The sequence below is a fragment of the Vibrio ulleungensis genome, assembly GCF_016900875.1.
In the GTDB taxonomy this organism is placed as follows: Bacteria; Pseudomonadota; Gammaproteobacteria; order Enterobacterales; family Vibrionaceae; genus Vibrio; species Vibrio ulleungensis.
In genome coordinates this window covers 679,149-705,546 of sequence record NZ_JAFEUM010000002.1, presented here as the reverse complement: position 1 = coordinate 705,546, position 26,398 = coordinate 679,149, and the positions used below count along the sequence as shown (strand labels likewise).

Annotated in this window: 23 protein-coding genes; 20 read left to right on the top strand and 3 right to left on the bottom strand. The window is 45.3% G+C overall.

Annotated elements, in window-relative coordinates; all coding sequences use genetic code 11:
* Positions 1 to 2: 2 nt before the first annotated feature.
* The 9 genes from JQC93_RS08080 (at position 3) to JQC93_RS08040 (ending at position 10,246) form a co-directional block, all read left to right on the top strand.
* Complete coding sequence (locus JQC93_RS08080) at positions 3 to 1,430, top strand: ATP-binding protein (RefSeq protein ID WP_205157939.1); 1,428 nt, start codon at positions 3 to 5, stop codon at positions 1,428 to 1,430.
* Positions 1,431 to 1,536: 106 nt separating this feature from the next.
* On the top strand, positions 1,537 to 2,787 hold the full coding sequence (locus tag JQC93_RS08075) for an ABC transporter substrate-binding protein (RefSeq protein ID WP_205157938.1): 1,251 nt from the start codon (positions 1,537 to 1,539) through the stop codon (positions 2,785 to 2,787).
* 113 nt (positions 2,788 to 2,900) lie between these two features.
* Complete coding sequence (locus tag JQC93_RS08070; protein ID WP_205157937.1) at positions 2,901 to 3,815, top strand: carbohydrate ABC transporter permease; 915 nt, start codon at positions 2,901 to 2,903, stop codon at positions 3,813 to 3,815.
* Complete coding sequence (locus JQC93_RS08065) at positions 3,815 to 4,672, top strand: carbohydrate ABC transporter permease (protein ID WP_205157936.1); 858 nt, start codon at positions 3,815 to 3,817, stop codon at positions 4,670 to 4,672. The genes JQC93_RS08070 and JQC93_RS08065 overlap by 1 nt, the downstream gene beginning before the upstream one ends.
* A 4-nt stretch (positions 4,673 to 4,676) precedes the next feature.
* Positions 4,677 to 5,792 (top strand): ABC transporter ATP-binding protein, encoded by a 1,116-nt coding sequence (locus JQC93_RS08060; RefSeq protein WP_205157935.1) that lies wholly within the window; start codon positions 4,677 to 4,679, stop codon positions 5,790 to 5,792.
* A 392-nt stretch (positions 5,793 to 6,184) separates the two neighbouring features.
* Complete coding sequence (locus JQC93_RS08055) at positions 6,185 to 6,835, top strand: murein L,D-transpeptidase catalytic domain family protein (RefSeq protein WP_205157934.1); 651 nt, start codon at positions 6,185 to 6,187, stop codon at positions 6,833 to 6,835.
* A gap of 347 nt (positions 6,836 to 7,182) precedes the next feature.
* Positions 7,183 to 8,178, top strand: coding sequence for a TRAP transporter substrate-binding protein (locus tag JQC93_RS08050; protein ID WP_205157933.1), 996 nt, complete (start codon positions 7,183 to 7,185; stop codon positions 8,176 to 8,178).
* 71 nt (positions 8,179 to 8,249) lie between these two features.
* Entirely contained in the window at positions 8,250 to 8,885 is a 636-nt protein-coding gene (locus JQC93_RS08045) for a TRAP transporter small permease (RefSeq protein WP_205157932.1), read from the top strand.
* Positions 8,885 to 10,246, top strand: a complete 1,362-nt coding sequence (locus JQC93_RS08040) for a TRAP transporter large permease (protein WP_205157931.1) — start codon at positions 8,885 to 8,887, stop codon at positions 10,244 to 10,246. Before JQC93_RS08045 ends, JQC93_RS08040 begins: the two co-directional genes overlap by 1 nt.
* Positions 10,247 to 10,316: 70 nt before the next feature.
* On the opposite strand, the gene JQC93_RS08035 is transcribed toward JQC93_RS08040, so the two are convergent.
* The 3 genes from JQC93_RS08035 to JQC93_RS08025 all read right to left on the bottom strand — a co-directional run bounded on the left by JQC93_RS08035 (position 10,317) and on the right by JQC93_RS08025 (position 13,722).
* Entirely contained in the window at positions 10,317 to 10,505 is a 189-nt protein-coding gene (locus JQC93_RS08035) for a hypothetical protein (protein ID WP_205157930.1), read from the bottom strand.
* Between the two features lie 92 nt (positions 10,506 to 10,597).
* Complete coding sequence (locus tag JQC93_RS08030; RefSeq protein ID WP_205157929.1) at positions 10,598 to 11,941, bottom strand: sigma-54-dependent transcriptional regulator; 1,344 nt, start codon at positions 11,939 to 11,941, stop codon at positions 10,598 to 10,600.
* Positions 11,938 to 13,722, bottom strand: coding sequence for a sensor histidine kinase (locus JQC93_RS08025; protein ID WP_205157928.1), 1,785 nt, complete (start codon positions 13,720 to 13,722; stop codon positions 11,938 to 11,940). The genes JQC93_RS08030 and JQC93_RS08025 overlap by 4 nt, the downstream gene beginning before the upstream one ends.
* Before the next feature lie 530 nt (positions 13,723 to 14,252).
* Between JQC93_RS08025 and tig the strand changes: the two genes are divergently transcribed.
* From tig to flgE, 11 genes are all read left to right on the top strand, one after another.
* Entirely contained in the window at positions 14,253 to 15,554 is a 1,302-nt protein-coding gene (tig, locus tag JQC93_RS08020; RefSeq protein WP_084888125.1) for a trigger factor, read from the top strand.
* Positions 15,555 to 15,654: 100 nt separating this feature from the next.
* The gene (gene clpP / locus JQC93_RS08015) at positions 15,655 to 16,275 is read left to right on the top strand and encodes an ATP-dependent Clp endopeptidase proteolytic subunit ClpP (protein WP_084887061.1); all 621 of its coding nucleotides are present in this window, start codon (positions 15,655 to 15,657) and stop codon (positions 16,273 to 16,275) included.
* A gap of 84 nt (positions 16,276 to 16,359) precedes the next feature.
* On the top strand, positions 16,360 to 17,628 hold the full coding sequence (gene clpX / locus JQC93_RS08010) for an ATP-dependent protease ATP-binding subunit ClpX (RefSeq protein ID WP_205157927.1): 1,269 nt from the start codon (positions 16,360 to 16,362) through the stop codon (positions 17,626 to 17,628).
* A 217-nt stretch (positions 17,629 to 17,845) separates the two neighbouring features.
* Positions 17,846 to 20,191, top strand: coding sequence for an endopeptidase La (lon, locus tag JQC93_RS08005; protein WP_205157926.1), 2,346 nt, complete (start codon positions 17,846 to 17,848; stop codon positions 20,189 to 20,191).
* Positions 20,192 to 20,381: 190 nt separating this feature from the next.
* Complete coding sequence (locus tag JQC93_RS08000) at positions 20,382 to 20,654, top strand: HU family DNA-binding protein (protein WP_084887066.1); 273 nt, start codon at positions 20,382 to 20,384, stop codon at positions 20,652 to 20,654.
* Between the two features lie 195 nt (positions 20,655 to 20,849).
* Positions 20,850 to 22,703, top strand: coding sequence for a peptidylprolyl isomerase (gene ppiD, locus JQC93_RS07995; protein ID WP_205157925.1), 1,854 nt, complete (start codon positions 20,850 to 20,852; stop codon positions 22,701 to 22,703).
* 131 nt (positions 22,704 to 22,834) lie between these two features.
* Positions 22,835 to 23,131: a ComEA family DNA-binding protein gene (locus JQC93_RS07990; protein ID WP_205157924.1), complete on the top strand. Its 297-nt coding sequence runs from the start codon at positions 22,835 to 22,837 to the stop codon at positions 23,129 to 23,131.
* A gap of 316 nt (positions 23,132 to 23,447) precedes the next feature.
* Positions 23,448 to 23,843: a flagellar basal body rod protein FlgB gene (gene flgB / locus JQC93_RS07985; protein ID WP_205157923.1), complete on the top strand. Its 396-nt coding sequence runs from the start codon at positions 23,448 to 23,450 to the stop codon at positions 23,841 to 23,843.
* 3 nt (positions 23,844 to 23,846) lie between these two features.
* Complete coding sequence (gene flgC, locus JQC93_RS07980) at positions 23,847 to 24,263, top strand: flagellar basal body rod protein FlgC (RefSeq protein ID WP_205157922.1); 417 nt, start codon at positions 23,847 to 23,849, stop codon at positions 24,261 to 24,263.
* 14 nt (positions 24,264 to 24,277) lie between these two features.
* The gene (flgD, locus tag JQC93_RS07975; protein ID WP_205158042.1) at positions 24,278 to 24,985 is read left to right on the top strand and encodes a flagellar hook assembly protein FlgD; all 708 of its coding nucleotides are present in this window, start codon (positions 24,278 to 24,280) and stop codon (positions 24,983 to 24,985) included.
* Between the two features lie 18 nt (positions 24,986 to 25,003).
* Positions 25,004 to 26,308: a flagellar hook protein FlgE gene (gene flgE / locus JQC93_RS07970; RefSeq protein ID WP_205157921.1), complete on the top strand. Its 1,305-nt coding sequence runs from the start codon at positions 25,004 to 25,006 to the stop codon at positions 26,306 to 26,308.
* Positions 26,309 to 26,398: the final 90 nt, after the last annotated feature.

The window sequence follows — 26,398 nt, the reverse complement described above, 5'->3', positions numbered from 1 at the left end:
ACATGACTCTGATCCCACGGACTTTAGTGTCACGCACCATCACTCTTACACTGTTTGCGATCATTTTTGCGCAGGCAATCACCACGAGTATTTGGTACGTAAATGAAAGAAAACAAGCGCTTATAGGAATTGAAGCGGCCGCTACTAATATGGCGAATATGTTTGCTTCAACGGTGCAATTCTTTGATTCTCTGCCTATTGAATATCGCCATATCGTGCTGGATCAAATAAGAAACATGGGAGGAACTCGGCATTTTGTGTCGTTCAACCAAAAAGAATTGTCTATGCAGTATCTTCCGGCCTCAGAGTACACCGAGATTGCCATTAGCTCAGTAAAAAATGAGGTCAATAAAGCGCTACCTCAAGTGCAGGATATCGTGGTTAACTTTGCGCTGGCAAAAGATCTCAAGATTTTAAAAGACGATATCTATCTTGATGATTTACCAAAATCTTGGGCTCATCACACATTAACGGTTCCTTTGGTTGATTCACCAATTATGGTTGTGCAGTTGCGAATTGCGCAGGGGCAATGGATATATATAGCAGCATTGCTGCCTTCTCCGTACACCATGCTTGGGCGAGATTTGATGCCTTGGGCGCAGTTGCAAGTTACCAGCATTGCTACGTTGATCGTCCTGTTGACCACTTTTTTAATGCTTAGGAGACAGGTTAAACCTCTTAAACGTTTGGCAGGGCGTGCGCGCTCGTTGAGTTTTGACAGCTCGCAACCGCCCCTTAAAGAGGAAGGTGTGACTGAAGTATTGATTGCAACCAGAGCATTCAATCGCATGCAACAGAGAATACAAGCTTATATTCGTGATAGAGAAACTTTGTTTAGTGCTATCTCACATGATTTAAAAACGCCTATTACTCGCTTAAGGCTGCGCACCGAGCTATTGGTTAGTGATGAAAAGCGGATGAAGTTTACTCAAGACCTTGATGAGCTGGAATTAATGGTGAAAGGTGCCCTTCAGTGTGTCAAAGAGACGGATTTGCATGAAAATGTTGAACCTGTTCATATCGGAAGACTGATCAAAAATGTTGCCGAAGTTCATAATCATCAAGGGGTGAAGGTTGTACTGCCTATGGATGAATGGCCTGCACTCTATGCTCGGCCATTAGCGTTAAAACGCGCGTTAACAAATTTGATAGATAACGGCGTGAAGTATGGCCATAGGGTGACTGTTCGACATACCAATTTGTTCGGCACCTTATTCATTTTATTGCAGGATGACGGCCCAGGCATCGCAGAGAAGCAAGTAAAACGCGTGTTCCAGCCTTATGTCAGGATTGCTGATGACAGTGACGGGCATGGTCTTGGATTGGGCATCGCGCAAAATATTATTCATGGACATGGTGGAGAGTTACTCTTGAAAAACCGACGTTGTGGCGGTTTGAATGTGTGGATATTATTGCCCCTCGAAATGTAACACGACTGTTACACTGCGGTTACACTTTGTATCGGTGACGTTGATTAATCCCGCGTAGACTGAATGTGTTGGAAATCCAACCACAACTACATGGAAGAATAATAAAATGAAACTGAAACAAACCCTACTTACACTATCTGTTATGGCTGCCACGGTAGCTCCTGCCTTCGCTGGCGAAGTTGAAGTATTGCACTGGTGGACTTCGGGTGGCGAAGCCAAATCGGTCGCAGCACTTAAAGGTATGCTAGAAGAACAAGGTCACTCTTGGAAAGATTTCGCGGTTGCTGGTGGTGGCGGCGAAAGTGCGATGACGGTTCTTAAAACGCGCGCAGTATCTGGCAATCCTCCTTCAGCAGCTCAAATTAAAGGTCACGACATTCAAGAATGGGGTGGACTTGGCTTCCTAACCACCTTAGATGACGTGGCAGCGGAAGAAAAATGGGACGATAACGTGCCGTCTATGGTTACGGACATTATGAAGTTTAACGGCGAGTATGTAGCCGTACCTGTCAACGTTCACCGTGTAAACTGGCTGTGGGCTAACCCAGCAGTGTTCGAAAAATCAGGCGCTCAAGTGCCTACAACCTTGGATGAGTTTTTTGTTGCTGCTGAAAAAATCAAGGCAGCAGGCTTTATCCCACTTGCGCATGGTGGCCAAGCTTGGCAAGACGCAACAGTTTTTGAAGCGATTGCATTGGATGTCTTGGGCTCAGAAGACTATGTGAAAGCCTTTGTTGACCTAGACATGGATGTATTAGGCGGCGAAAAAATGGTGGAAGTCTTCGCCAAGTTCCAAAAAGTTCATGACTACATCGACTCCAACTCTCCAGGTCGCGATTGGAACGTCGCTACGTCTATGGTAATCAACGGTGAAGCTGCGATGCAGATCATGGGTGACTGGGCGAAAGGTGAATTTACTGCTGCAGGAAAAATGCCAGGTAAAGATTATGTGTGTGTACCCGCACCAGGTACAGCAGGGCAGTTTACTCACAACGTAGACAGCTTTGCGTTTTTCGAGCTTGATGATAAAGAGAGTCAAATGGCTCAAAAAGCACTTGCAGCAACTATCCTAGATAAGGATTTCCAAGAAGTCTTTAACCTCAATAAAGGTTCGATTCCAGTTCGCTTGGATATGGATATGAGCAAGTTTGACCAGTGTGCATTGGATTCAATGGCTACCTTTAAAGAGTCAGCAACAACGGGTGATCTTGTCCCGAGTATGGCTCACGGTATGTCGACTACTAGCTATGCACAAGGGGCTATCTACGATGTAGTGACTAACTTCTTTAACGACTCTTCGGCCGACCCTAAAGAAGCCGCCTCAAAACTGGCTAAAGCTGTTAAAGCTGCCATGTAATTGGCATCAAACCCTTTCAAATTGGGCACATAACGCCCGACATTTAAACGCCTATCTCACCACCATTGCAGTGGTGAGATAGCTCATTACCTTACCTTTCCCAAGGACTTGATATGGATACGGTGGTTCCTATGACGAGTTCGAAACAAAGCCCCTCTATTATGGATAGATTGCAATCTGTGTTACCTAAACTGGTGTTAGCTCCGAGTATGGTGCTCACAGTGGTGTGTATTTATGGGTTCATCTTTTGGACTGGGCTTCTTTCGGTTACCAACTCGCGTTTTTTACCTAGTTACGATTTAGTGGGTCTAGCCCAATACCAAAAGTTGATGGAGAACGATCGTTGGATTACCTCGATCACTAACTTAGGTATTTTTGGACTGATGTTTATGCTGGTGGCTATTGGCCTCGGTGTATTTTTAGCCATTTTGTTGGATCAAAAAATTCGTAATGAAGGCGCAATTCGCACGATTTATCTCTACCCAATGGCTTTGTCGTTCATTGTCACAGGTACGGCTTGGAAGTGGATCTTAAACCCAGGTTTAGGTCTTGAAAAAATGATGCAAGACTGGGGCTGGACGTCATTCACTTTCGACTGGTTGGTCAACTCAGATATGGTGGTATACACCTTGGTTATTGCTGCTGTGTGGCAATCGTCTGGGTTTGTTATGGCGCTTTTTTTGGCGGGGCTTCGCGGAATTGATGAATCCATTGTTCAAGCAGCGCGCATCGACGGTGCATCGCTCCCCACCGTGTACCGACGTATTTTGTTACCTTGTTTGCGACCGGTCTTCTTCAGTGCTGTTATCGTCACTTCGCATATTGCGATCAAGAGTTTTGACTTGGTCACAGCAATGACCGCGGGTGGGCCAGGCTATTCGTCGGACTTGCCAGCACTGTTTATGTACGCGCACTCTTTTACACGAGGTCAGATTGGTCTAGGTGCTGCCAGTGCCATGATGATGCTAATGGGGGTACTGGCGATTCTTGTACCTTACTTATACTCAGAGCTTAGGGAGAGACGATAATGGGACGTTCAATGTCGTTTCATCGCTTTGCGATATATAGCTTATTAATACTGTTTTGTCTTTTTTACCTAATGCCACTGTTTGTGATGGTCACAACGGCGTTTAAGACGTTACCCGATATTAAAGCCGGTAACTTAATGAGTCTTCCTCAAGAGTGGGTGTGGGATGCATGGTCCAAAGCCTGGTCTAGCGCCTGTACTGGCGTGAAATGTGATGGTGTGAAGGGCTATTTTTGGAACTCTTTTCAGATGGCAGTTCCCGCTGTGGCTCTGTCTACCTTGTTAGGCGCATTTAACGGTTATGTCATTTCTAAGTGGCGTTTTAGAGGCAGCGATCTGTTTTTTAGCTTGTTGCTATTTGGCTGCTTTATCCCGTTTCAAGTGGTGTTGCTGCCTATGGCTGCGTTACTTGGCAAACTCGGGCTTGCTAATACCACTGCTGGATTGGTCTTTGTACACGTCGTCTACGGTATGGCCTTTACGACTCTGTTTTTCCGAAACTTTTATGTTGCAGTACCGGATGAATTGATTAAGGCAGCAAAGCTTGATGGAGCGGGTTTCTTTACCATGTTCTTCCGCATTCTGATGCCCATATCAACTCCGATTATTATGGTGACGGTGATCTGGCAATTTACCTCCATTTGGAACGATTTTTTGTTCGGAGTGGTGTACTCAGGTTCTGAAACGCAGCCAATCACGGTGGCATTGAACAATCTGGTGAATACCTCTACTGGGGTGAAAGAATACAACGTCGACATGGCGGCAGCGATTATTGCCGCACTTCCAACGCTGTTGGTTTATGTACTAGCAGGCAAATATTTTGTACGCGGCCTTACCGCGGGCTCAGTCAAAGGATAATGACATGGCAACTTTACAACTAAAATCTATTCGCAAAACCTATCCTAAGGCTGACATCGAAACCTTAAAAGGGATCGACATAGAAATCGACTCAGGAGAATTTCTTATCCTAGTCGGGCCTTCTGGGTGTGGTAAATCCACCTTAATGAATACCATCGCCGGGCTGGAAAGCATCACCGGGGGCGAAATCAAGATTGATGGCCGAAATGTGGAGCAAGTGGCCCCCAAAGATCGTGATATTGCTATGGTCTTCCAATCTTACGCTCTGTACCCAAACATGACGGTTAGAGGCAACATCGCATTTGGTTTGGAAATGAAAAAAATGCCGAAGCCAGAAATTGATTTAGAAGTTCAGCGCGTAGCTGAAATGCTTCAAATCGAGCAATTGCTGGATCGTAAACCGTCGCAATTGTCTGGGGGGCAAAGGCAGCGTGTTGCAATGGGCCGAGCGTTGGCACGTCGACCTAAGCTGTACCTGTTTGATGAGCCGTTATCCAATTTGGATGCGAAACTGCGCGTTGATATGCGTCATCAAATTAAGCGCCTTCACCAACAACTTGGTACAACAATCGTCTACGTTACTCATGATCAAATAGAAGCGATGACACTGGCCGACCGCATTGCGGTAATGCGTGATGGAGAGCTGCAGCAATTGGGTACTCCAGCAGATATTTACAATACTCCGAGTAATTTGTTTGTGGCTGGATTTATGGGGTCGCCATCGATGAATTTTGTTAAAGGCGTTGTTGAGGTGCAGGAAGGTAAATCTCTGTTAGCGCTAGTTGGTGATGATGGCGCAAGATCAATGTTGCCCCTGCCTGCGGGAATGGAATTATGGCAAGGAAAAGAGGTAGTTATGGGTATTCGACCCGAACATCTCTCTGAAGGCAGTGATATGAATCATCAAGACACTAAAGTCACAGGCTTGATTGAAGTATTAGAGCCGACAGGCCCTGATACCATTGCCATGGTACGCTTTTTCAATCAGGAAGTGGCGTGTCGATTATCACCCGATAGCAAAGTGAAGGTGGGTGAAAGCGTCACCTTGAGTATTGATTTACAAAAAGTGGTGTTATTTGACGGACAAACTGAGAAGCGAATTCAACTGAGTAACGACTAATAAGGCCTAAACCTAGATAAATTCAGGGCTAAGGGTAGGGAAGCAAGGCGTAAAAGCCTTGCTTCTTCACGTTTTGACAAAATAAATTAGAACAATCTTTACGTCGATAGTGTATTGATATTAAAAATTAAATTGTGTTAAAAACCCGCACTCCGGGTAAAAAACATACTAAAAGGTTAATTAATTGACATTTCTCTGATTTAAATTTTGTGAGACTCTTGTAGTATCCGTTTCCGCTCAAGTAGGCCATGTGTTGGTTTACTCACCAGAGCTTTTACCCGATACATCGGTGATGCTTGGAGGAGTTAGGATTGTTCTGACGGTAAGGAGACTGAATCTAAACCATTACGAACGTATCAATGAGTCTATTTTTAAGAGCAAGATTAGTATTAATGAAAGTGAAACTTTATTCTATTTTTATCGCCTGTGTAATGTTAGCCCTTCCGCTAGCCATCTCTGCAAACTCCAATACCAATACGGTAAAAGCGAAAAATCAAATTGAGTACGATATTCGACAGTCTTACCACGAAATTGGCCTATCTGACGTTGTAAATTTTAAACTCTATAGCGAAGCGTATCATGCATACGCGACCACTGAAGGCAGAAAAAAGCCCCTACTTACCATCATCGATTACGAACGTCCTTCATCTGAGAAGCGTTTCTATGTTATCGATCTCAATAAAAAAGAGTTGCTATACCACACATACGTTTCTCATGGCGTTAATAGTGGATTGGAAACTGCGACTCAGTTTTCGAACGTAATGAGTTCGAGAAAAACGTCATTAGGCACATTTTTGACCGACGATACTTACTACGGCAGCAACGGTTATTCACTTCGTTTAGATGGCCTGACAGAAGGTCAAAACGACCTTGCTCGTGAACGTTATATTGTTGTGCACGGTGCTGACTACGTGTCGGAATCATTCATAGAGCAAAACGGTTATTTGGGTCGCAGTTGGGGATGTCCTGCACTTGCGCCAGAGCTGACTAAAGAGATCATCGACCTAATTAAAGGTGGCAGTGTTATTTATGCCAGTGCATAACACTTAGCATTAATACGAGCATAGATAGTCTCTCTAAAATTGAAGAACGGGCGTGTTTATAACACGCCCGTTTTTTATTGTTTTTCGTTAACAGTTTGGAGGCCGCACGCGAGTAGATCCCTGTAAATAGATGGGTGACTATTCACCCATTTTGGATAAGAGGTGAGGGTGAATTATCACCCAAATGGCAGTGTGACAATTTGTCCTATTTTGTAAGTCATTGATAGTTAAGTTTTAGTTTGGCTGGCGCGTATCTTGATATAGATAAAGAGTCAGCAGGGATGACGATGTACCCAGCGAACAAAAACGTGAAACAGCCATGTGGCATATAAGAAAAGGACGATTCCATGAAAACCACACTTACCCTTGTAGCAACCTCACTGATCGCTTTATCAAGCGCCAATGCTTTCGCTAACTGTGATGACGGTGAAACCGTTGTTAAGTTTAGTCATGTAACTAATACCGATAAGCACCCTAAAGGGATTGCAGCTTCACTCTTAGAGCAAAGAGTAAATGATGAGATGAACGGCAAGCTGTGTATGCAAGTGTACCCAAACTCGACACTTTACGATGATGATAAAGTTCTCGAAGCGCTGCTTAATGGTGATGTGCACATGGCGGCACCATCTTTGTCTAAGTTTGAAAAAATCACTAAGAAATACCGTATTTTCGATCTTCCTTTCTTGTTTGAAGATGTTGCTGCAGTAGACCGATTCCAAAACTCAGAGGCGGGTGAAAAGCTGAAAAATGCTATGAACCGTCGTGGCGTGAAAGGACTGGCATTTTGGCATAACGGGATGAAGCAAATGTCTGCAAGCCAACCGCTATTGACTCCTGAAGACGCAAAAGGATTAAAGTTCCGTGTTCAGGCATCGGATGTACTGGTGGCGCAATTTGAGCAGCTGGGTGCTAACCCACAAAAAATGTCGTTTAAAGAAGTGTATGGCGGCCTACAGACAAAAGTTATCGATGGTCAGGAAAATACTTGGTCCAACATATACGGCAAGAAATTCTTTGAAGTTCAAGATGGTATCACCGAAACGAACCACGGAATTTTGGATTACTTGGTCGTAACCTCTACGGATTTTTGGGATTCACTGCCAGATGATCAACGTCAGCAGTTGGCTACCATATTGGAAGAAGTTACCACCCTGCGAAATGCAGAATCCACGGCAGTTAACCAAGCCAACAAGAACAACATCATAGAAGCGGGTGGGGTAGTGCGCAGTTTGACCCCCGACCAGCGCCAATTGTGGGTTGAAGCTTTGCAACCGGTATGGAAAAAGTTCGAAAAAGATATTGGTTCTGATCTGATTGATGCTGCTATCGCATCAAACAACTAACCCTTCATTACCCCTTTAATGAGCGGGTGCGCTTGCCCCGCTCTGTTGTTACCTTGGTATATGGATGACCTATGACTTCTAACAACCTAAGCAATCGTAGCTGGACTGATTTTGTGGAAGAAACGCTGATCGCTTTTTTCCTTGGTGCTATGACATTGCTGACATTTACTAATGTTGTATTTCGTTACGTGTTTAACGATAACATCTTATGGGCATTGGAATTAACCGTATTTATGTTTGCTTGGATGGTGCTGGTGGGCGCATCCTACGGTGTGAAACACCATTTCCACATCGGTGTCGATGTGGTGATCAATTTGGCTTCACCTGCAACACGAAAAATCTTTGCGTTAATTGCGGCCTCCTTGTGTTTGCTGTTTTCTGTCTTGCTGTTGATCGGCTCTTGGAACTATTGGTACCCATTTGTGACTGATCGCGCTTGGTACGAGACTGATGATATTCCCATGCCTGAAATATTGCAGTTTTTATCTGACTGGCTTAACGAAGGTGAGCGTTATGAAAAACTGCCCCGTTTCATTCCCTACGCAGCGCTTCCAATTGGCACATTACTGCTGACTCTACGTTTTTGTGAAATCCTTTATAAAGTCGCAACCAACCAGTTGGACCGAATGATCACAAGTCACGAAGCGGAAGAAGATCTTGAAGCGCTGTCCGCAGAGCCAGAAAACCTGGATAAGGAGAAACTCTAATGGCGATTCTCGTTCTATTTCTCATGGTGATTGGCTTTATGCTTGTTGGTGTGCCAATTGCCGTTTCTCTTGGCCTTGCCAGTGTTTTATTCTTAATGGTGCATTCTGATGGATCACTCGCATCGGTGGCACAAACGTTATTTAACGCCTTTGAAGGCCACTACACGTTACTTGCGATCCCGTTCTTTATCTTGGCGTCTAGTTTTATGTCCACAGGTGGCGTTGCACGCCGCATAATCCGCTTTGCTATCGCGATGGTTGGGTGGTTTAGAGGTGGACTGGCCATGGCATCCGTTGTCGCCTGTATGATGTTTGCTGCGCTCTCTGGTTCGTCACCCGCAACGGTTGTTGCTATCGGTAGTATTGTCATTGCCGGTATGGTGAAAAATGGCTACACCAAAGAGTTTGCGGCAGGGGTAATCTGTAATGCGGGTACGCTTGGGATTTTGATCCCGCCGTCCATCGTGATGGTGGTTTATGCCGCTGCAACGGATGTGTCGGTTGGACGTATGTTCCTCGGTGGTGTCATTCCAGGTCTATTGGCTGGGTTGATGCTGATGATTGCCATTTACATTGCCGCCCGAGTTAAAAACCTCCCTAAACAAGACTTTGTTGGCTGGGGAGAAGCCATTCAAGCGGCGAAAGACGCCAGTTGGGGGCTATTGCTCATTGTGATCATTTTGGGCGGTATATACGGCGGCGTGTTTACCCCAACAGAAGCTGCAGCGGTAGCCGCTGTGTATGCATTCTTTATCGCAAACTTTATCTACAAAGATATGGGGCCTTTCGCTGACCCTAATAATAAAGCGAACCCACTGCTAAAAACCTTGCAAACTTTCGTGCATAAGGACACTCAACATACGTTATACGAAGCCGGTAAGCTGACTATTATGTTGTTGTTTATCATAGCGAATGCACTAATTCTTAAGCACGTGTTGACGGAAGAACGCATCCCACAAATGATCACAGAGTCGATGCTTTCAGCAGGCCTTGGACCTATAACCTTCTTAATTGTGGTGAACGTTCTGCTGCTCATCGGCGGTCAATTTATGGAGCCTTCCGGGCTGTTGATTATTGTTGCGCCACTGGTATTTCCAATTGCCATTGCCTTAGGGATTGACCCGATCCACTTAGGGATCATGATGGTGGTGAATATGGAAATAGGAATGATAACGCCGCCTGTGGGGCTCAATTTGTTCGTCACCGCGGGGGTTGCGAAGATGTCGATGCTTCATGTAGTGAAGGCCGCACTGCCTTGGGTTGCAGTGATGTTCTTGTTCTTAATTATTGTGACATATGTACCTTGGGTTTCTACCTGGTTGCCGACTACTTTGATGGGGCCAGAAATTATTACCAAGTAGCGTCATTGTCCTGTGTAATAGCCCGAATTACATTAGCAATACAAAAAGAGCCAGTGTTCACTGGCTCTTTTTATACATGTTCATCAATACTTTTGGTGTCTGGAATGCGCTTATCACGCTGAGTTCTACGGTCGTAGGCTACTTTTGTTTTTGAGTTTCGTCGGTCGTGCTTGTAGCGGCGCTCCATCATAAAAGTGCCTTTCACTTCCACCGTTTCGTAGATGGACTCTATGACCAACTTTTTACAACTATTAGACATCGCTACTCTCCAAACCATTAACTCTTATAAAGAGCTATACGACAATGGTAGTGATTGAGTTCATAAGTTTATCGCTTAATAGTAATGATTGCTTACTCATTTTTGAAACAGCGCTTGTCTATTTGATGCTTTTTCATCTTGTCGTAGAGGGTTTTTCTAGGCAAATCAAGAAGCTCTAGAGTTTGGGTAATGCTGCCATGAGATTGAGCTAAAGCCTGCTCGATAAGCGCTTTTTCGAACGCACTAACCTGTTGAGGCAAACTGGTTGAAGCAGAAGCGGATTCTGGGTTCTCACTTTCCATCGGAATGGATCCAAGCAGCACAAACCGTTCGGCGCAGTTACGTAATTCGCGTACGTTTCCTGGCCAGTCGTGGCGGACTAATGCTGCTTTTTGTTCTGCAGAGAGTGCCTGCGCAGGCCGAGCCAGTTGCGCTGCGCCAATTAACTGGAAATGGTGGAAAAGTGCCAGTACATCATCGGCACGTTCTCGTAAAGGAGGGATATCAATGTGCACTACGTTAAGGCGATAGTAGAGATCGTCTCTAAAAGATCCTTGCTGTGAGAGCTGTTTGAGATCGGTTTTTGTCGCCGCAACAACCCGAATGTCGATAGGCATCAATTGATTTGAGCCGAGACGCTCAATTTCTCGCTCTTGCAAGGCGCGCAGTAATTTGATTTGAGCCGCCATTGGCATGGACTCAATCTCGTCAAGAAACAGAGTTCCTCCATTGGCGTACTCAAGTTTGCCTATGCGCTGCTGCTCCGCCCCAGTAAATGCGCCTTTTTCATGCCCAAACAGTTCACTTTCGATCAAGTTGTCTGCCAGTGCACCGCAGTTGATGGCGACAAAATTATTATCTCTTCGCGAGCTTTGTTCATGTAAGGCACGAGCAACCATCTCTTTACCGCACCCAGTCTCACCAAAAATCAGTACTTCTGTTGGCGTGTCTGCAATTTTGTCGATCAGTAATCTTACTTGTTCGATACCAGCTGATTGGCCAATAATTCTTGGACCCAATGTTTGATTGTGCTTCAGCGCACTTTTTAGTCGGCGGTTTTCGTCCAGCAGAGCCCGCTTTTCGGCCGCTTTCTTGACCGACTTTATTAAGAAGTCATTGGAAAAGGGTTTCTCGATAAAGTCATAAACGCCTTCTCTCATTGCATCGACCGCCATCGCGATATCGCCATGCCCGGTAATTAATATAACCGGAATATCCGGAGACTGCTTAAGCAACGAGCGGTGCAGCGAGAGACCGCTTAAGCCAGGCATACAGATATCGCTGACCACAACGTCTACATGTGGGTCTTGCTTAAGCGCTAGCAATGCAGACTCAGCACTGTCAAACTGAGTGACGGTCAAATCGGCTAACTCGAGACTTTGGCTAATTGCATCACGCAAATCGGCCTCATCATCAATTAAGAATATGTGTGTCATCGTGTCTCACTTGGATCGGTAGGGTCGTACGAGTAGGGCAGCATCACCGTAAAACAAGCACCACCCAAGTCGGAATTACCCGCAGTTAATGTGCCTTTCATGCTGTCGATAAGCTCTTTAGAGATAGATAACCCCAGCCCAAGACCTTGTGTTTTATTGGTAACAAAAGGTTCAAACAGCATGCTTTGCAATTCAGGATCGATTCCTGTTCCTGAATCGTCAAATGCGATGTTTAGCCACGTTGAATCAACAGTAAGAGTAATATCGATTTGCTTTTGTTTGCAGGAAGCAGTGGCCTGAATAGCATTGGTGATGAGGTTGATAAATACCTGCTCAAGCTGAACCGCATGAACTTTTACTAAAGGCAGCGGCAAGTTGGGGGATTGGTGGGGATTTATCACTAACCCACATCGCATCGCTTCAGGGCGCGTGAGCTCTAAAGCTAGCTCCAATATCGGCAGGACTTCTACCCACTGCGCGTCATCGGTACTCGACTTACGTGCAAACGCACGTAGTTGCTGAGAAATTTTAGCCATTCGTTCGGTCAATGAGACGATCTTTTCAAGGTTTTGTTTTGCTCGGTCATAATCGCCACGCTCGATAAACTTCACTCCGTTATCTGAGAAGCTCCGAATTGCCGCCAGTGGGTTATTGAGTTCATGACTGATGCTGGCAGAGAGTTTACCTAACAGGGCCAATTTCGCCGCTTGAATCAAGTCTTGTTGAGCCTGCAATAGGCGCTGCTCTGCAAGCGTTCTCTCTTTAATTTCCACCTGCAGTTTCGCCGTGCGCGCCATAACTTCAAATTCGAGCTTTTGTTGAGATTGCGCTTGCAGCAAATTGAGTTGTTGTAACTTTCGTTTTCGATACCCCGAGAATAGCCAAAAGCTAATGATTAACGCATACACCAGGTGCAAGAAAACCAAGAACCTAAGTAGCCCCCACACCAATGTCTGCTGTTTAGAGAGTACCCACACCTTAAGTTGGTGGTTAGGCAAAGGATGGTGCGCGTAGTAAAACGTATCGGCACTGATTGGTGTGCGCTTTTGGGTTATGCGACCTTGCTGAGAGTTAGGAATTGCGAGAAATCCTAACGAGGAAATAGGGAGGTCCAAGTAGCGACGCTCTTGCTGGATTTCTCGCGTGCGATCGGGTGAAAGAGGGAGTAGCGAGTGAAACAACCACTGCTGACGACTGCTCATAAATACGATGTTGTCTCGGTCGGTTACAATGTAGGTTGCCCCTTTGGTTATCCAATCTTGCTCAATCAGAGAAAGGTCCATTTTAATCACAATGACACCAATTAAAGAGGCGCCGTAATGTATAGGGTAAGCATAGTAATAGCCGCGCTTAGCCGAGGTGGAACCAAGCGCAAAGTATTGCCCAGTCGTACCTTGCAGTGCCTGTTGAAAATAGGGGCGAAAAGCAAAATTACGCCCAATGAACGACGTTTCTGACAACCAGTTACTGCTTGCGATAGTGGTACCGTTATTGTCTAGCAGGTAGGTATCGGCTGCACCAATGATGCGGTTGACGTTTTCTAGGTAGCGGTTGGTAATATCTAACTGGGCACTGTTAAAGGGAGCATTAAGCGCGTCTATAAGCTCACGGTCTTTTGACAGCAGTCGTGGCAAGTAAGAAAACTGCTCCAATTGCGCTTGCAGTTGAGCCTGAAATTGGCTGAGAGTCGATTGATTATCACGATTTTGCTTGTTAACGGCTTCGTACCAGTACCATTGGCCTAGCGCGGTTGTGATGAGGATATAAGTGCATCCGATCATAAAAAATGTTCGTATTGAATCCTTGATCACTCCACCACCTTAACTGCTTAACTTCTAACGACTATTGTTGACCATCTTTAGCGAACATTCTGGTGGATTGATCTCTTTTTAATCAATTGCACTTTTTTTGTGTTCAGAAGCCTTGAAATCGTAGCACAAGACCCCATTCTCAGTGCAGGCTTAGTGTGTAGTGGCTAAAAGTGCGCGCTAGCCCCGATTTTGTTACATCGGCGTGCCTGTTATTAGGGGGTGACTCGACAGCCGATACCCATGTGGGTAGAATGTCGCGTCTATTTCACCCTGAGACTAATCATAGACAACTTTTCAAGCCTAACCGCTGAGTGAAGTTATCTCTTATTAGTTCTCCAGTAGCCCTAGTAAAACTTAGGTTTTACTACTCGATCGTGATGGGCTGTTGGATTGAGTCACGAATACGCGCTATACGTCAACGCTATACGCAAAAATTAGGAAAGCCTACTCAAGTAGGTAAACGCTCTTTTTAAAGAGTACGATTTGAGGTTATGAAAACAATGCAAGCTACTGTTGAAACTTTGGAAGGCCTAGAGCGCCGTCTAACCATTACTGTTCCTGCTGCAAACATCGAAGATGCAGTAACAGCGGAACTACGCAATATCGCTAAGAACCGTCGCTTTGACGGCTTCCGCAAAGGTAAAGTGCCTTTGAAAATGGTAGCGCAAATGTACGGTCAATCTGTGCGTAACGATGTTATGGGTGAAGTGATGCAACGTCACTACATCGAGTCAATCGTTAAAGAAAAGATCAACCCAGCTGGCGGCCCAACATTCGCACCAGTTGAAATCGCTGAAGGCAAAGATCTTGTTTTCACTGCAACCTTTGAAATCTTCCCAGAAGTAGAGCTTAAAGGTCTAGAAAACGTAGAAATCGAAAAGCCATTGGTTGAAGTGAAAGACGAAGACGTTGCTGAAATGCTAGAAACGCTACGTAAGCAACAAGCATCTTGGACTGAGTCAGACGTTGAAGCTGGTGAAGGCACTCGTGCAAACATCGACTTCATCGGTTCTATCGACGGCGAAGAGTTTGAAGGCGGTAAAGCTGAAAACTTCCCTCTAGAAATGGGCGCTGGTCGTATGATCCCTGGTTTTGAAGACGGCATTGCTGGTAAGAAAGCAGGCATGGAATTTGAAATCGACGTAACCTTCCCAGAAGATTACCACGCTGAAAACCTGAAAGGTAAAGTGGCGAAGTTTGCTATCAAAGTAAACTCTGTAGAAGTTCAAGAGCTTCCTGAGCTAAATGACGAGTTCGTTGAGAAATTTGGTGTTGCTGAAGGCGGCGTTGAAGGTCTTAAAGCTGAAGTTCGCAAGAACATGGAACGTGAGCTTAAAGGCGCGATCAAAAACCGCATCAAAGAGCAAGCGATTGACGGTCTTGTTAAAGAGAACGACATCGACGTACCTTCTGCACTTATCGATCAAGAAATCGGTGCACTTCGTCAACAAGCTGCACAACGTTTTGGCGGCAACGCTGAAGCTGCTGAGTCTCTACCACGCGAAATGTTCGAAGAACAAGCTAAGCGTCGCGTAGTGGTTGGCCTTCTACTTGGTGAAGTTATCAAAGCAGAAGAGCTAAAAGCTGACGATGAAAAAGTAAAAGCGTTGATCCAAGAGATGGCTACAGCGTATGAAGATCCATCTGAAGTTGTTGCTTACTACGAAGGCAACGAAGAAATGATGAACAATATGCGCAACGTTGCACTTGAAGAGCAAGCGATTGACGCAATTGTTGGTAAAGCAAAAGTGTCTGAAAAAGAGCTAGGCTTTAACGACTTGATGAACCAGCAACCTGCTTAATTCTTAGGGGTTAAGACGGGAAGTTGTTGACTTACAGTCTACTATTCTGCTAACAATGGCCCTATACTTAGGGCCATTTATTTTTAAGGGATCTAAAACTATGAGCTTCCAAGAAAAAAGCGCCGCGTCGCCAATAATTGACGCACTCGTACCTATGGTTGTAGAGCAGTCTTCCCGTGGAGAGCGTTCATACGATATCTACTCACGCCTGCTTAAAGAGCGCATCATCTTTCTGACTGGACAAGTCGAAGACCACATGGCAAATCTTGTGGTTGCTCAACTGTTGTTCCTTGAATCAGAAAACCCAGATAAAGAGATTTTCCTATACATTAACTCACCAGGTGGGAGTGTAACTGCGGGTATGTCTATCTATGACACGATGCAGTACATCAAGCCAGACGTAAGTACTGTGTGTATGGGACAGGCATGCTCAATGGGATCTTTCCTACTTGCTGGCGGTGCGCCAGGTAAGCGTTATGCATTGCCAAACTCTCGTGTAATGATCCATCAGCCACTAGGCGGATTCCAAGGTCAGGCATCTGATATTCAGATCCATGCACAAGAGATTCTTACGATTAAGAAGAAATTGAACACTCTTTTGGCGGAACATACAGGTCAGCCACTAGAAGTGATCGAGCGTGATACTGACCGTGACAATTTCATGTCAGCGGATCAAGCAGTAGAATACGGAATTGTAGATTCTGTATTGGCACGTGCGTAATAGAGAATATAGGTTTAGCTTTTCATCTATAATGACATAGATAAAACGCAACAAACTAAAATGCTCCAAGTAAAGAGGTAGCAAATGACAGACAAAAGCAAAGAGGGTGGAAAATTACTCTATTGCTCTTTCTGCGGTAAAAGCCAGCATGAAGTACGTAAGCTCATAGCAGGCCCGTCAGTATACATTTGTGATGAATGTGTGGATCTCTGCAACGATATTATTCGTGAAGAGGTTAAAGATGTACTGCCTAAGAAAGAGGCAGAGGCACTGCCGACACCACGAGATATTCGCGAACACTTGGATGATTACGTCATCGGTCAAGAGCACGCGAAAAAGGTATTGGCTGTTGCCGTTTACAATCACTATAAGCGATTGCGTAACGGTGACACCAACTCTGAGGGCGTTGAGCTAGGCAAGAGTAATATTCTGCTTATTGGTCCTACTGGTAGCGGTAAGACTTTGCTAGCGGAAACGTTGGCTCGTTTCCTTGATGTGCCGTTTACCATGGCAGATGCAACGACCCTAACCGAAGCCGGTTATGTGGGTGAAGATGTTGAAAACATCATCCAAAAACTGTTGCAAAAATGCGATTACGACGTAGCGAAAGCTGAGCGTGGTATTGTATACATCGATGAAATCGACAAAATTTCTCGCAAAGCAGAAAACCCATCGATCACACGTGATGTGTCTGGTGAAGGCGTACAGCAAGCTCTACTAAAACTGGTTGAAGGTACTATCGCTTCTGTACCACCACAAGGTGGCCGTAAGCATCCTCAACAAGAGTTTTTGCAAGTTGATACCTCTAAGATCCTCTTTATTTGTGGTGGTGCGTTTGCTGGCCTAGATAAAGTGATAGAGCAGCGGGTTGAAACTGGCTCTGGTATTGGCTTTGGTGCTGAAATCCGCTCAAAAGACGATACTCGTACCGTTGGTGAGTTATTTGGTAAAGTAGAACCAGAAGATTTGGTTAAATACGGGCTCATCCCTGAGTTTATTGGCCGTCTTCCAGTCACCACAACGCTTACCGAGCTTGACGAGAGCGCATTGGTTCAGATCCTTAGCGAGCCTAAAAACGCGCTAACAAAACAGTATGGTGCGTTGTTCGACCTTGAAGAGGTTGAGCTTGAGTTCCGCGAAGATGCACTTAAAGCCATTGCTAAAAAAGCGATGGAGCGTAAAACAGGTGCACGTGGATTGCGTTCAATTTTGGAAGGTGTGTTGCTAAACACAATGTACGATCTACCTTCTGAAAGCGATGTAAGTAAAGTTGTTATTGATGAGACCGTGATTAACGGCGAGTCAGAGCCACTGCTTATTTACAACGGAAAAGACGCTGCAGTCGCTGAGTAATTGCTATACAAATTGATATTAAACCAGAGTCTAGGCTCTGGTTTTTTTTTGCAATAACCCCTGTATAACTCAGTGAATTAACTGGACTAAAGCATCATTTTTGTAGGAATGTTCGCCAATTGTTACCTTTTTCTACATAAACTTATCCCTTTACCGTTGAATACCTTAAAATTACCCCTATATAACAACTAATACCGCCAAATATAGAGAACCAACTATGAACTTGGAACGTTCTGAACGCACAGAGATACCAGTATTGCCGTTACGTGATGTGGTGGTTTATCCCCACATGGTGATCCCGCTGTTTGTTGGTCGTGAAAAATCGATCACTTGCCTTGATGCAGCGATGGAGAACAACAAGCAAATCTTGCTGGTGGCTCAAAAAGAAGCTGACAACGATGAACCAAGCAAAGACGATTTGTTTGACTTGGGTACCGTTGCGACGATTTTGCAATTATTGAAACTTCCAGATGGCACTGTGAAGGTATTGGTTGAAGGCCAACAACGTGCCAAAGTGCACAGCATTCGCGACGATGAGTTTTTCATTGCCGATGCCGAGTTTTTAACGACGCCTGAGATTGATGAGCGCGAACAAGAAGTCGTAGTAAGAAGCGCGATCAATCAATTTGAAGGCTTTGTTAAGCTCAACAAAAAGATCCCACCAGAAGTACTGACGTCACTCAATGGTATTGATGATGCTGCTCGTTTGGCTGACACCATTGCGGCGCACATGCCGCTTAAACTTGTCGACAAGCAACAGGTGCTTGAAATTTTAGACGTTAACGAGCGCCTAGAGTTTTTGATGGGAATGATGGAATCTGAAATTGACCTGCTGCAAGTTGAAAAGCGCATCCGTGGTCGCGTTAAAAAGCAGATGGAAAAATCTCAGCGAGAGTACTACCTCAACGAGCAGATGAAGGCGATTCAAAAAGAGTTGGGTGACATGGACAATGCACCAGACGAATTTGAAGCGCTACAGAAAAAAATCGAAGAGTCAAAAATGCCCGCTGAGGCTCGTCAAAAGACCGAAGCCGAGCTGCAAAAACTCAAAATGATGTCTCCAATGTCTGCTGAAGCCACCGTGGTGCGCAGCTATATTGATTGGATGATTGGGGTACCTTGGTCTAAGCGTTCAAAGGTTAAGAAGAACCTAGGCAAAGCAGAAGAAGTGCTTAACCAAGACCATTACGGCCTAGAGCGTGTTAAAGAACGTATCCTCGAGTATTTGGCGGTGCAAAACCGTATCAATAAACTGAAAGGGCCTATCTTGTGTTTGGTTGGGCCTCCTGGTGTGGGTAAAACGTCACTAGGGCAATCTATTGCAGCAGCGACAGGTCGCCAATACGTGAGAATGGCATTGGGTGGCGTACGCGATGAAGCTGAAATTCGCGGACATCGAAGAACCTACATTGGTTCGTTGCCAGGTAAGCTTATTCAGAAAATGTCTAAAGTAGGCGTGAAGAATCCACTGTTCTTACTTGATGAGATCGACAAAATGTCTTCAGACATGCGCGGTGACCCAGCATCTGCGTTGTTAGAGGTGTTGGATCCAGAGCAAAACAATGCGTTTAACGATCATTACCTTGAGGTTGATTACGATCTCTCAGACGTCATGTTTGTGGCAACGTCAAACTCAATGAACATCCCAGGTCCACTGCTGGACCGTATGGAAGTGATCCGTCTTTCGGGTTATACCGAAGATGAGAAATTGAACATCGCTAAGCGACACTTGCTGACCAAGCAAATTAAGCGTAACGGACTGAAACCGCATGAAATCGACATCGCGGACTCTGCGTTGGTTGGCATTATTCGTTACTACACTCGTGAAGCGGGTGTGCGTAGTCTAGAGCGTGAGATTTCTAAAATCTGTCGAAAAGCGGTGAAAAATATTCTGCTCGACAGTGAGCTGAAGAAAGTTGAAGTTAACCAAGATAACCTTAAAGAATACTTGGGTGTTCAACGCTTTGACTTTGGCAAAGCGGATGACAACAATCGCATTGGTCAAGTGACTGGATTGGCGTGGACGGAAGTGGGTGGTGATCTGCTCACCATTGAAACGGAATCTATGATCGGTAAAGGTAAACTGTCACAGACCGGTTCGCTGGGTGACGTGATGCAAGAGTCCATTCAAGCCGCTATGACGGTTGTAAGAGCTCGCGCTGAAAAACTGGGTATTAATAACGACTTTTATGAAAAGCGCGATATCCACGTTCACGTACCCGAAGGCGCAACGCCAAAAGACGGACCGAGCGCTGGTATCGCTATGTGTACTGCATTAGTTTCAAGCCTGACTGGCAACCCTGTGAAAGCTGAAGTGGCAATGACCGGTGAGATTACGCTTCGTGGTGAAGTATTGCCAATCGGTGGGCTTAAAGAGAAACTGCTAGCAGCTCACCGAGGCGGCATCAAGACGGTCGTTATACCGAAAGACAATGAGCGTGATTTGGAAGAAATTCCAGATAATGTGATTGCTGATCTTAAGGTTATTCCAGTGCAGTGGATAGACGATGTGCTTGAGATTGCTCTTGAAAAATCACCGCAAGGTTTCACTGTAGCCTCTTAAAACAGTGACCTAGACCAAAAATACTAAAATGAAATAAGCTGGCAAGTTAAAACAACTTGTCAGCTTTTTTTTGTGACGTTAAGTTAACATCAGCTTGAACGCTTGTTTACATCTGGCATAAGCTCGTTTAAATAACATGGACAAAGTTGCCCGGCAGTGGTGTTTCAGGGCAACACAAGGGGAATACACTGTGAACAAAACTCAATTAGTCGAAAAAATCGCAGAAAGCGCTGATCTTTCAAAAGCGTCTGCTGGCCGTGCACTTGAAGCGGTTATCGAATCTGTATCAGATACGTTAAAAGATGGTGACCAAGTAGCCTTGGTTGGATTTGGTACATTCAGCGTACGTACTCGTGCTGCTCGTACTGGTCGTAACCCTAAAACGGGTGAAGAAATCCAAATCGCTGAAGCAAAAGTACCGGCGTTTAAGCCTGGTAAAGCGTTAAAAGACGCGTGCAACTAAGCGAAAAATCGATTTAAGTTTGAACGATTGATAACGCTAGCACCCCAGGAGAGTTCTCCGAAAGTGCAATACATCAAGTAATCGTTCACAAACAACAGAATAATGCGCATCGTTACTGGTGCGCATTTCTTTTTCTGATATTATTCGATAAATCGAAAATTGGCCGAGTTGGCCTAGTTTGGAGTATATAAACAGATGATGGAAAGGTTACGCGAAGGCGTGAATAGCATCGCGGTAAAGATTATTTTGGGCTTGATTATCTTGTCCTTCGTTTTTGCTGGTGTAGGTAGCTACATTGTTGGCGGAAACGCGAACGTTGCAGCGACAGTGGGTAACGTCGATATTGCGCGTGGTGAGTTTGAACAAGCGTATCAAAATGAGCGTAACCGTTTACAAGCGCAGAACAGTGATTACTTCAACGCGCTACTTGGTGACCCAACTTATGTAGAGCAACTGCGTCGCTCTGTGTTGCAACGCATGGTGAACCAGGCTCTCCTTGAGCAACAAGCCGATGAGCTCGGATTACGCATCAGCGACCAACAAGTTCGTGATCTCATTGTCACTATGCCGCAATTCCAGAACAATGGCCGTTTTGACCAAGAGGTGTATCAATCGTTCTTGCGTCGCGCGGGCTTCACTCCAGATTCTTTCGCTGAGTACCTACGACGCGACATGGTTCGTGCGCAATTGGCAGGGGCGTTAGCTAACACCGATTTTGTCCTACCTTCAGAAATTGCCATCACTAGTGGCTTGATCAGCCAAACCCGTGATATTCGCACTCTCGAAATCGACGTGAATCAATTGGCTGAAACTGTCGACATCAACGATGAGCAAATTCAGCAGTACTATGATGACAACGCACAGCGTTTTACTCGTCCAGAACAGTACCGTATCTCTTATGTCGAGCTTTCAGCTCAGCAGCTGCAAGAGGAATTTGCCCCGACTGACGACGAAGTTGAAGACTATTATCAAGACAATCTATCTTCATTTTCCACCGAAGAGCAGCGTCAAGTTGCCCACATCTTGATTCAAGGTGATGACGAAGCAACGGCTCAATCTATTTTAGATGAGCTAAACGCAGGTGCTGACTTTGCCCAACTGGCTGAAGACAAATCTCAAGACCTTGGTAGCGCGGAAGAAGGCGGCGACCTCGGTTGGATTGAAAAAGGTGTCATGGATCCCGCGTTTGAAGACGCTGCATTTGCACTGACGGCTGTCGGCGACATGACGGGATTAGTTAAGAGTGACTTTGGTTACCACATCATTAAACTGAACGCGCTCAAAGAGCCTCAGGCTAAGCCACTTGCTGAAATTAAAGATGAGCTTAAAGCTGAGCTATCAGGTCAGAGAGCAGTGGACGAGTTTTATAGTCTACTCACGGAGCTAGAGACGGTTGCGTTTGAATTCCCTGATTCACTAGACGATGCCGCAACGGCTATTGGCGCAGACGTAACGACCACCGATTTTGTGTCGGCCTACGAGCTACCAGAGCTACTGCGTAATCAAGAAATTTCGAATGCGCTGACGAGTGAAGAAGTAAAATTTGACGGACTTAACTCAGAAGTTATCGAAGTTGGATCAGAGCATGTCGTTGTGGTTCGCATCGAGGAAGCTCGTGAGCAGACCGTGTTGCCATTGGAAGACGTTAAGGCGGACGTAGAGTCACAGTTAATGTTTACGTTGGCTCGTGAGCAAGCAGACGCGCTAGCGCTTGAAGTCATTGACGCATTGTCTGCTGGAGATGAGACCATTCTCGCTGATAATAATCTGAGCTTTAACGACGTCAGCACTGTTGACCGTGGCTCTGAGTTTGCGGATGTGGTGTTTGCTATGCCGCGCCCAACAGAACAAAGTCAATTTGCACAAACTCAAAGCCTCATTGGCAATGTCGTGGTGGTCGAATTGTCGAAAGTGAATGACGTCATCAGCAGCGACTTTAACCAGCAAATCGAAGCTCAGCTATCTCAAACCTTCCAGGGGCAAGAGCAGCAAGGCCTAGTGAGTCAACTGGCAGAAACGACTGAGATCGAATACTTCATCGGTGAGTAACCTCACAACACAATGAAAACTGAAGTAACAACGGGCTGCATTATATGCAGCCCGTTCTATTTTTATCTTTGATAAGGTTTGCTCAATATGAACAGTCGGTACGGTGATGTGGCAACTTAAAGGAGAGCAACATGACTAAAACACTATCGACTATTTGGCTGACTCTACTGGCACTGTTTAGTGTCGGCTGTTTTGCCGCGCAGGAGACGGAGTCTCAAAACGAAAGCGTTAACATTGTCGTTAACATCAATCAGGCGGATGCTGAAGAACTCGCTACCCTTCTACAGGGTATCGGTTTGAAAAAAGCACAAAATATTATTGAGTACAGAACCGTACATGGCCCATTCACCAGTGCCGATCAATTAACCAATGTGAGTGGCATAGGTGCGGCAACCGTCGACAAAAATCGGCAACGTATTGCGTTATAGGTATTTATGTCGCGATTTGCCAATGAACGCTTGTGAATGAATAAGGCCACTCTTAAAGAGTGGCCTTATTATTGCTAGTTTTTGCTATAGATTACAATCTGCAGCTTTGGTTCGCCATGATGTGAATCGTCAAAACGAAATCACCTTAAAATAGCTGTACATGCATTGATGAAATCTTGAGCAATCGGATACTAAAAGGTAAGCTCACTCGAGTATTTTCGTCGTCACAATAAAAATTAGTTCTACATAGTATTGTTGGCACGATAATCGCTTAATACTAAGTAGTCACACCAAAACGGTAGAAAAGGGGCAAACAATGGCCATCAGTTTTAACAATGCATTAGGCATACATCAACACACTGTCGGTGTGCGTGAAAGCAATGCAGAGCTGATTTCTACCAACATTGCACAAGCTAACACCCCAGGCTATAAGGCTAAGGGGATGGACTTTGAGAAAGCAATGGCCGCAGCGAAGTCGGGTCAGAGCATGGGGTTGAGTCGAACCAATGGGCGACATATTGCCGCCTCGACTAATTTTACCTCTGGAACTGAATATCGCTTGCCAACTCAACCCGATACCGGTGACGGCAATACTGTTGATGTTGACCTAGAACGAAACTTGTTTATGGAAAACCAACTGCGCCATCAAGCGTCACTCGATTTTTTAGGGTCGAAGTTTAAAAATATGACGAAAGCGATCAAAGGGAGCTAATCGATGAGTTTATTCAATGTTTTTAACGTGACGGGATCTGCAATGAGTGCAGAATCTATCCGTCTAAATACAACATCAAGTAACCTCGCCAACGCAGATAGCATTAGCAGCAGCGCTGAGCAGACCTATAAAGCTCGTCATGCGGTTTTTGGTGCCGAATTAAGTAAAGCTAAGTACAACCGAGACCACAGTGTTCCCGTTAAAGTGATGGGCATTGTAGAGAGTGATAAACCGCTGAATGCGGAGTACAACCCAGATCATCCAATGGCAAACCAAGATGGCTATATTTACAAGCCTAACGTAAATGTGATGGAAGAGATGGCAAACATGATTTCCGCATCCCGTTCGTACCAAACAAATGTACAGGTTGCTGATGCAAGCAAACAAATGCTGCTGCGTACGCTGCAGATGGGTCAATAAGGTAAGGAGGACAGCTGATGGCTATTGATAATGTCGGTCAAAGTGGCTTGTCTTATATAGACCAACTTAAACAATCACAAGATCAAACTAAAACCCAGCAAACGGGCGGTAAGAATGAGCTTAAGCAAGATGACTTTTTGTCATTGTTGACTAAGCAGCTTGCTCACCAGGACCCGTTTAAGCCGGTAGAAAATGACCAAATGATCGCTCAGATGGCTTCTTTTGCAACTGTAGATGGCATCAATAAGATGAATACTCAGTTTGATAGCTTGAATTCATCTATGACTTCTAACCAAGCGCTACAGGCGTCGTCTCTTGTAGGGCGTGACGTACTAGTTCCAGGTGCGGCGGGAATGAAAGATCAAATGGGTGGCCTTGCCGCTATGGTTAACTTACCAAGCTCAGTCGATAACTTAATGGTGCGCATCGAAAATGCCGCTGGTGAGTTAGTCCGCACCTTTACCGCAGGGGCAAATCCTGCAGGTGAATCTCGCGTAGATTGGGACGGTTTGGATGACACTGGCAATGCAATGCCGGCTGGAAAATATAACGTAAAAGCCAACGGCTTAGTCGATGGTCAAAACACTGAGTTCGATGTATCAACATACGCCAATGTGAATAGCGTGTTGCTTGGTAAAGGGGACGGCAATGTACTGCTTAACCTAGAAGGGTATAACAGCCCAGTTAAACTCGCTGAAGTAAAGGAAGTTGGCAAAGGTTAATTGCCTTAGGAGAAGGGTATGTCTTACGTATCATTAAGTGGTTTATCTGCGGCGCAGTTAGACCTCAATACAACCAGTAATAACATTGCAAACGCCAACACCTATGGCTTTAAAGAGTCGCGTGCTGAATTTGCTGATGTGTATTCAAATTCGTTATTTACAAACGCCAAGACCACACCAGGACAGGGTGTTCAAGCAAGTTCTGTGGCGCAGCAGTTCCATGAAGGGTCAAGTGTTTACACCAATAACCCGATGGATCTTCGTGTACAAGGTACGGGCTTTTTTGCGGTGGCAAAAGATCGCCTCACACCGAATATGAATGAGTTAACTCGTAACGGTGCATTCCACTTAAACAAAGACAACTACATGGTGTCGAGTGCCGACGAGTACCTATTAGGTTATAACGTAAACCCAGACAGCGGTCAGGTTACGTCATACGAACCAAAACCACTGAAGATCCCAGCAGAGTTTGGTAAACCAAAGATGACTGAAAACATCACTTTGGGTGTAAACCTTCCAGCGACGGGTGAGGCAAAAGATCCAGCCGCATTTAACTTTGAAGATCCAGATACATTCAACCGCTCTACGTCAGCGACAGTGTATGACTCTATGGGCCAATCTTACAAAGTCACCACCTATTATATTAAAGATCAAAATACCCCAAATAACTGGCAAGTGTATTACACCATGACAGATGGGGAAGGCGAAAAAGCGCTCAACATCGACGGGGGTGATGCGTCAACTCCAGGCGGACACGCCGGCCATACAATGACCTTTAACAACGACGGTACGTTGGCTTCTGTTAACTCTGGCCAACCAGTTAATACAGTAGCACTTGGCAGCAATGTTCCGCCAATTGACCTCAACGGCGCCGACGTTAATCAGGTGATGAACCTTAATGTAACGAGTACAACTCAGTTTGCCGCACCATTTGAAATGACCGCATTTGACGAAGATGGCGCGACTACAGGTTTCCTAAGTAAAGTAGACTTTGACGAGTACGGCAGCGTCATTGGCACCTATTCAAACGGCAAAAGTGTCACCTTAGGCCGAGTGGCCTTAGCACGAGTCACTAACGAGCAGGGCTTAGATAAAAAAGGTGGTACGCAATGGGCAAGCACTCAAAACTCTGGAGATAAAATCTGGGGTGAGTCCAACAAAGGTGCCTTTGGTAGCATCTCAAGTGGTGTTCTTGAGCAATCAAACATAGACATGACTCAAGAATTGGTTGATTTGATCAGCGCACAGCGTAACTTCCAAGCGAACTCCCGTGCGCTTGATGTTCATAACCAGCTGCAACAAAACATTCTACAGATTCGATAACCGCTACTCCTTGATAAGACAAGCTTTGCCGCGGCATGCGGCAAACTTGTCTTTTCTTTCCTCTCTGTTATATAAAATGATCCTATTTTT

What these genes read in the sequence shown, in the direction of transcription:
- JQC93_RS08025 (WP_205157928.1), bottom strand. Translation starts at nt 13,722, where the DNA reads ATGATCGGATGCACTTATATCCTCATCACAACCGCGCTAGGCCAATGG.
- JQC93_RS08045 (WP_205157932.1), top strand. Translation starts at nt 8,250, where the DNA reads ATGACTTCTAACAACCTAAGCAATCGTAGCTGGACTGATTTTGTGGAA.
- JQC93_RS08075 (WP_205157938.1), top strand. Translation starts at nt 1,537, where the DNA reads ATGAAACTGAAACAAACCCTACTTACACTATCTGTTATGGCTGCCACG.
- clpP (WP_084887061.1), top strand. Translation starts at nt 15,655, where the DNA reads ATGAGCTTCCAAGAAAAAAGCGCCGCGTCGCCAATAATTGACGCACTC.
- JQC93_RS08070 (WP_205157937.1), top strand. Translation starts at nt 2,901, where the DNA reads ATGGATACGGTGGTTCCTATGACGAGTTCGAAACAAAGCCCCTCTATT.
- JQC93_RS08040 (WP_205157931.1), top strand. Translation starts at nt 8,885, where the DNA reads ATGGCGATTCTCGTTCTATTTCTCATGGTGATTGGCTTTATGCTTGTT.
- tig (WP_084888125.1), top strand. Translation starts at nt 14,253, where the DNA reads ATGCAAGCTACTGTTGAAACTTTGGAAGGCCTAGAGCGCCGTCTAACC.
- lon (WP_205157926.1), top strand. Translation starts at nt 17,846, where the DNA reads ATGAACTTGGAACGTTCTGAACGCACAGAGATACCAGTATTGCCGTTA.
- flgE (WP_205157921.1), top strand. Translation starts at nt 25,004, where the DNA reads ATGTCTTACGTATCATTAAGTGGTTTATCTGCGGCGCAGTTAGACCTC.
- clpX (WP_205157927.1), top strand. Translation starts at nt 16,360, where the DNA reads ATGACAGACAAAAGCAAAGAGGGTGGAAAATTACTCTATTGCTCTTTC.
- flgB (WP_205157923.1), top strand. Translation starts at nt 23,448, where the DNA reads ATGGCCATCAGTTTTAACAATGCATTAGGCATACATCAACACACTGTC.
- JQC93_RS08065 (WP_205157936.1), top strand. Translation starts at nt 3,815, where the DNA reads ATGGGACGTTCAATGTCGTTTCATCGCTTTGCGATATATAGCTTATTA.
- ppiD (WP_205157925.1), top strand. Translation starts at nt 20,850, where the DNA reads ATGATGGAAAGGTTACGCGAAGGCGTGAATAGCATCGCGGTAAAGATT.
- JQC93_RS08030 (WP_205157929.1), bottom strand. Translation starts at nt 11,941, where the DNA reads ATGACACACATATTCTTAATTGATGATGAGGCCGATTTGCGTGATGCA.
- JQC93_RS08055 (WP_205157934.1), top strand. Translation starts at nt 6,185, where the DNA reads ATGAAAGTGAAACTTTATTCTATTTTTATCGCCTGTGTAATGTTAGCC.
- JQC93_RS08035 (WP_205157930.1), bottom strand. Translation starts at nt 10,505, where the DNA reads ATGTCTAATAGTTGTAAAAAGTTGGTCATAGAGTCCATCTACGAAACG.
- flgC (WP_205157922.1), top strand. Translation starts at nt 23,847, where the DNA reads ATGAGTTTATTCAATGTTTTTAACGTGACGGGATCTGCAATGAGTGCA.
- JQC93_RS08050 (WP_205157933.1), top strand. Translation starts at nt 7,183, where the DNA reads ATGAAAACCACACTTACCCTTGTAGCAACCTCACTGATCGCTTTATCA.
- JQC93_RS08080 (WP_205157939.1), top strand. Translation starts at nt 3, where the DNA reads ATGACTCTGATCCCACGGACTTTAGTGTCACGCACCATCACTCTTACA.
- JQC93_RS08060 (WP_205157935.1), top strand. Translation starts at nt 4,677, where the DNA reads ATGGCAACTTTACAACTAAAATCTATTCGCAAAACCTATCCTAAGGCT.
- JQC93_RS07990 (WP_205157924.1), top strand. Translation starts at nt 22,835, where the DNA reads ATGACTAAAACACTATCGACTATTTGGCTGACTCTACTGGCACTGTTT.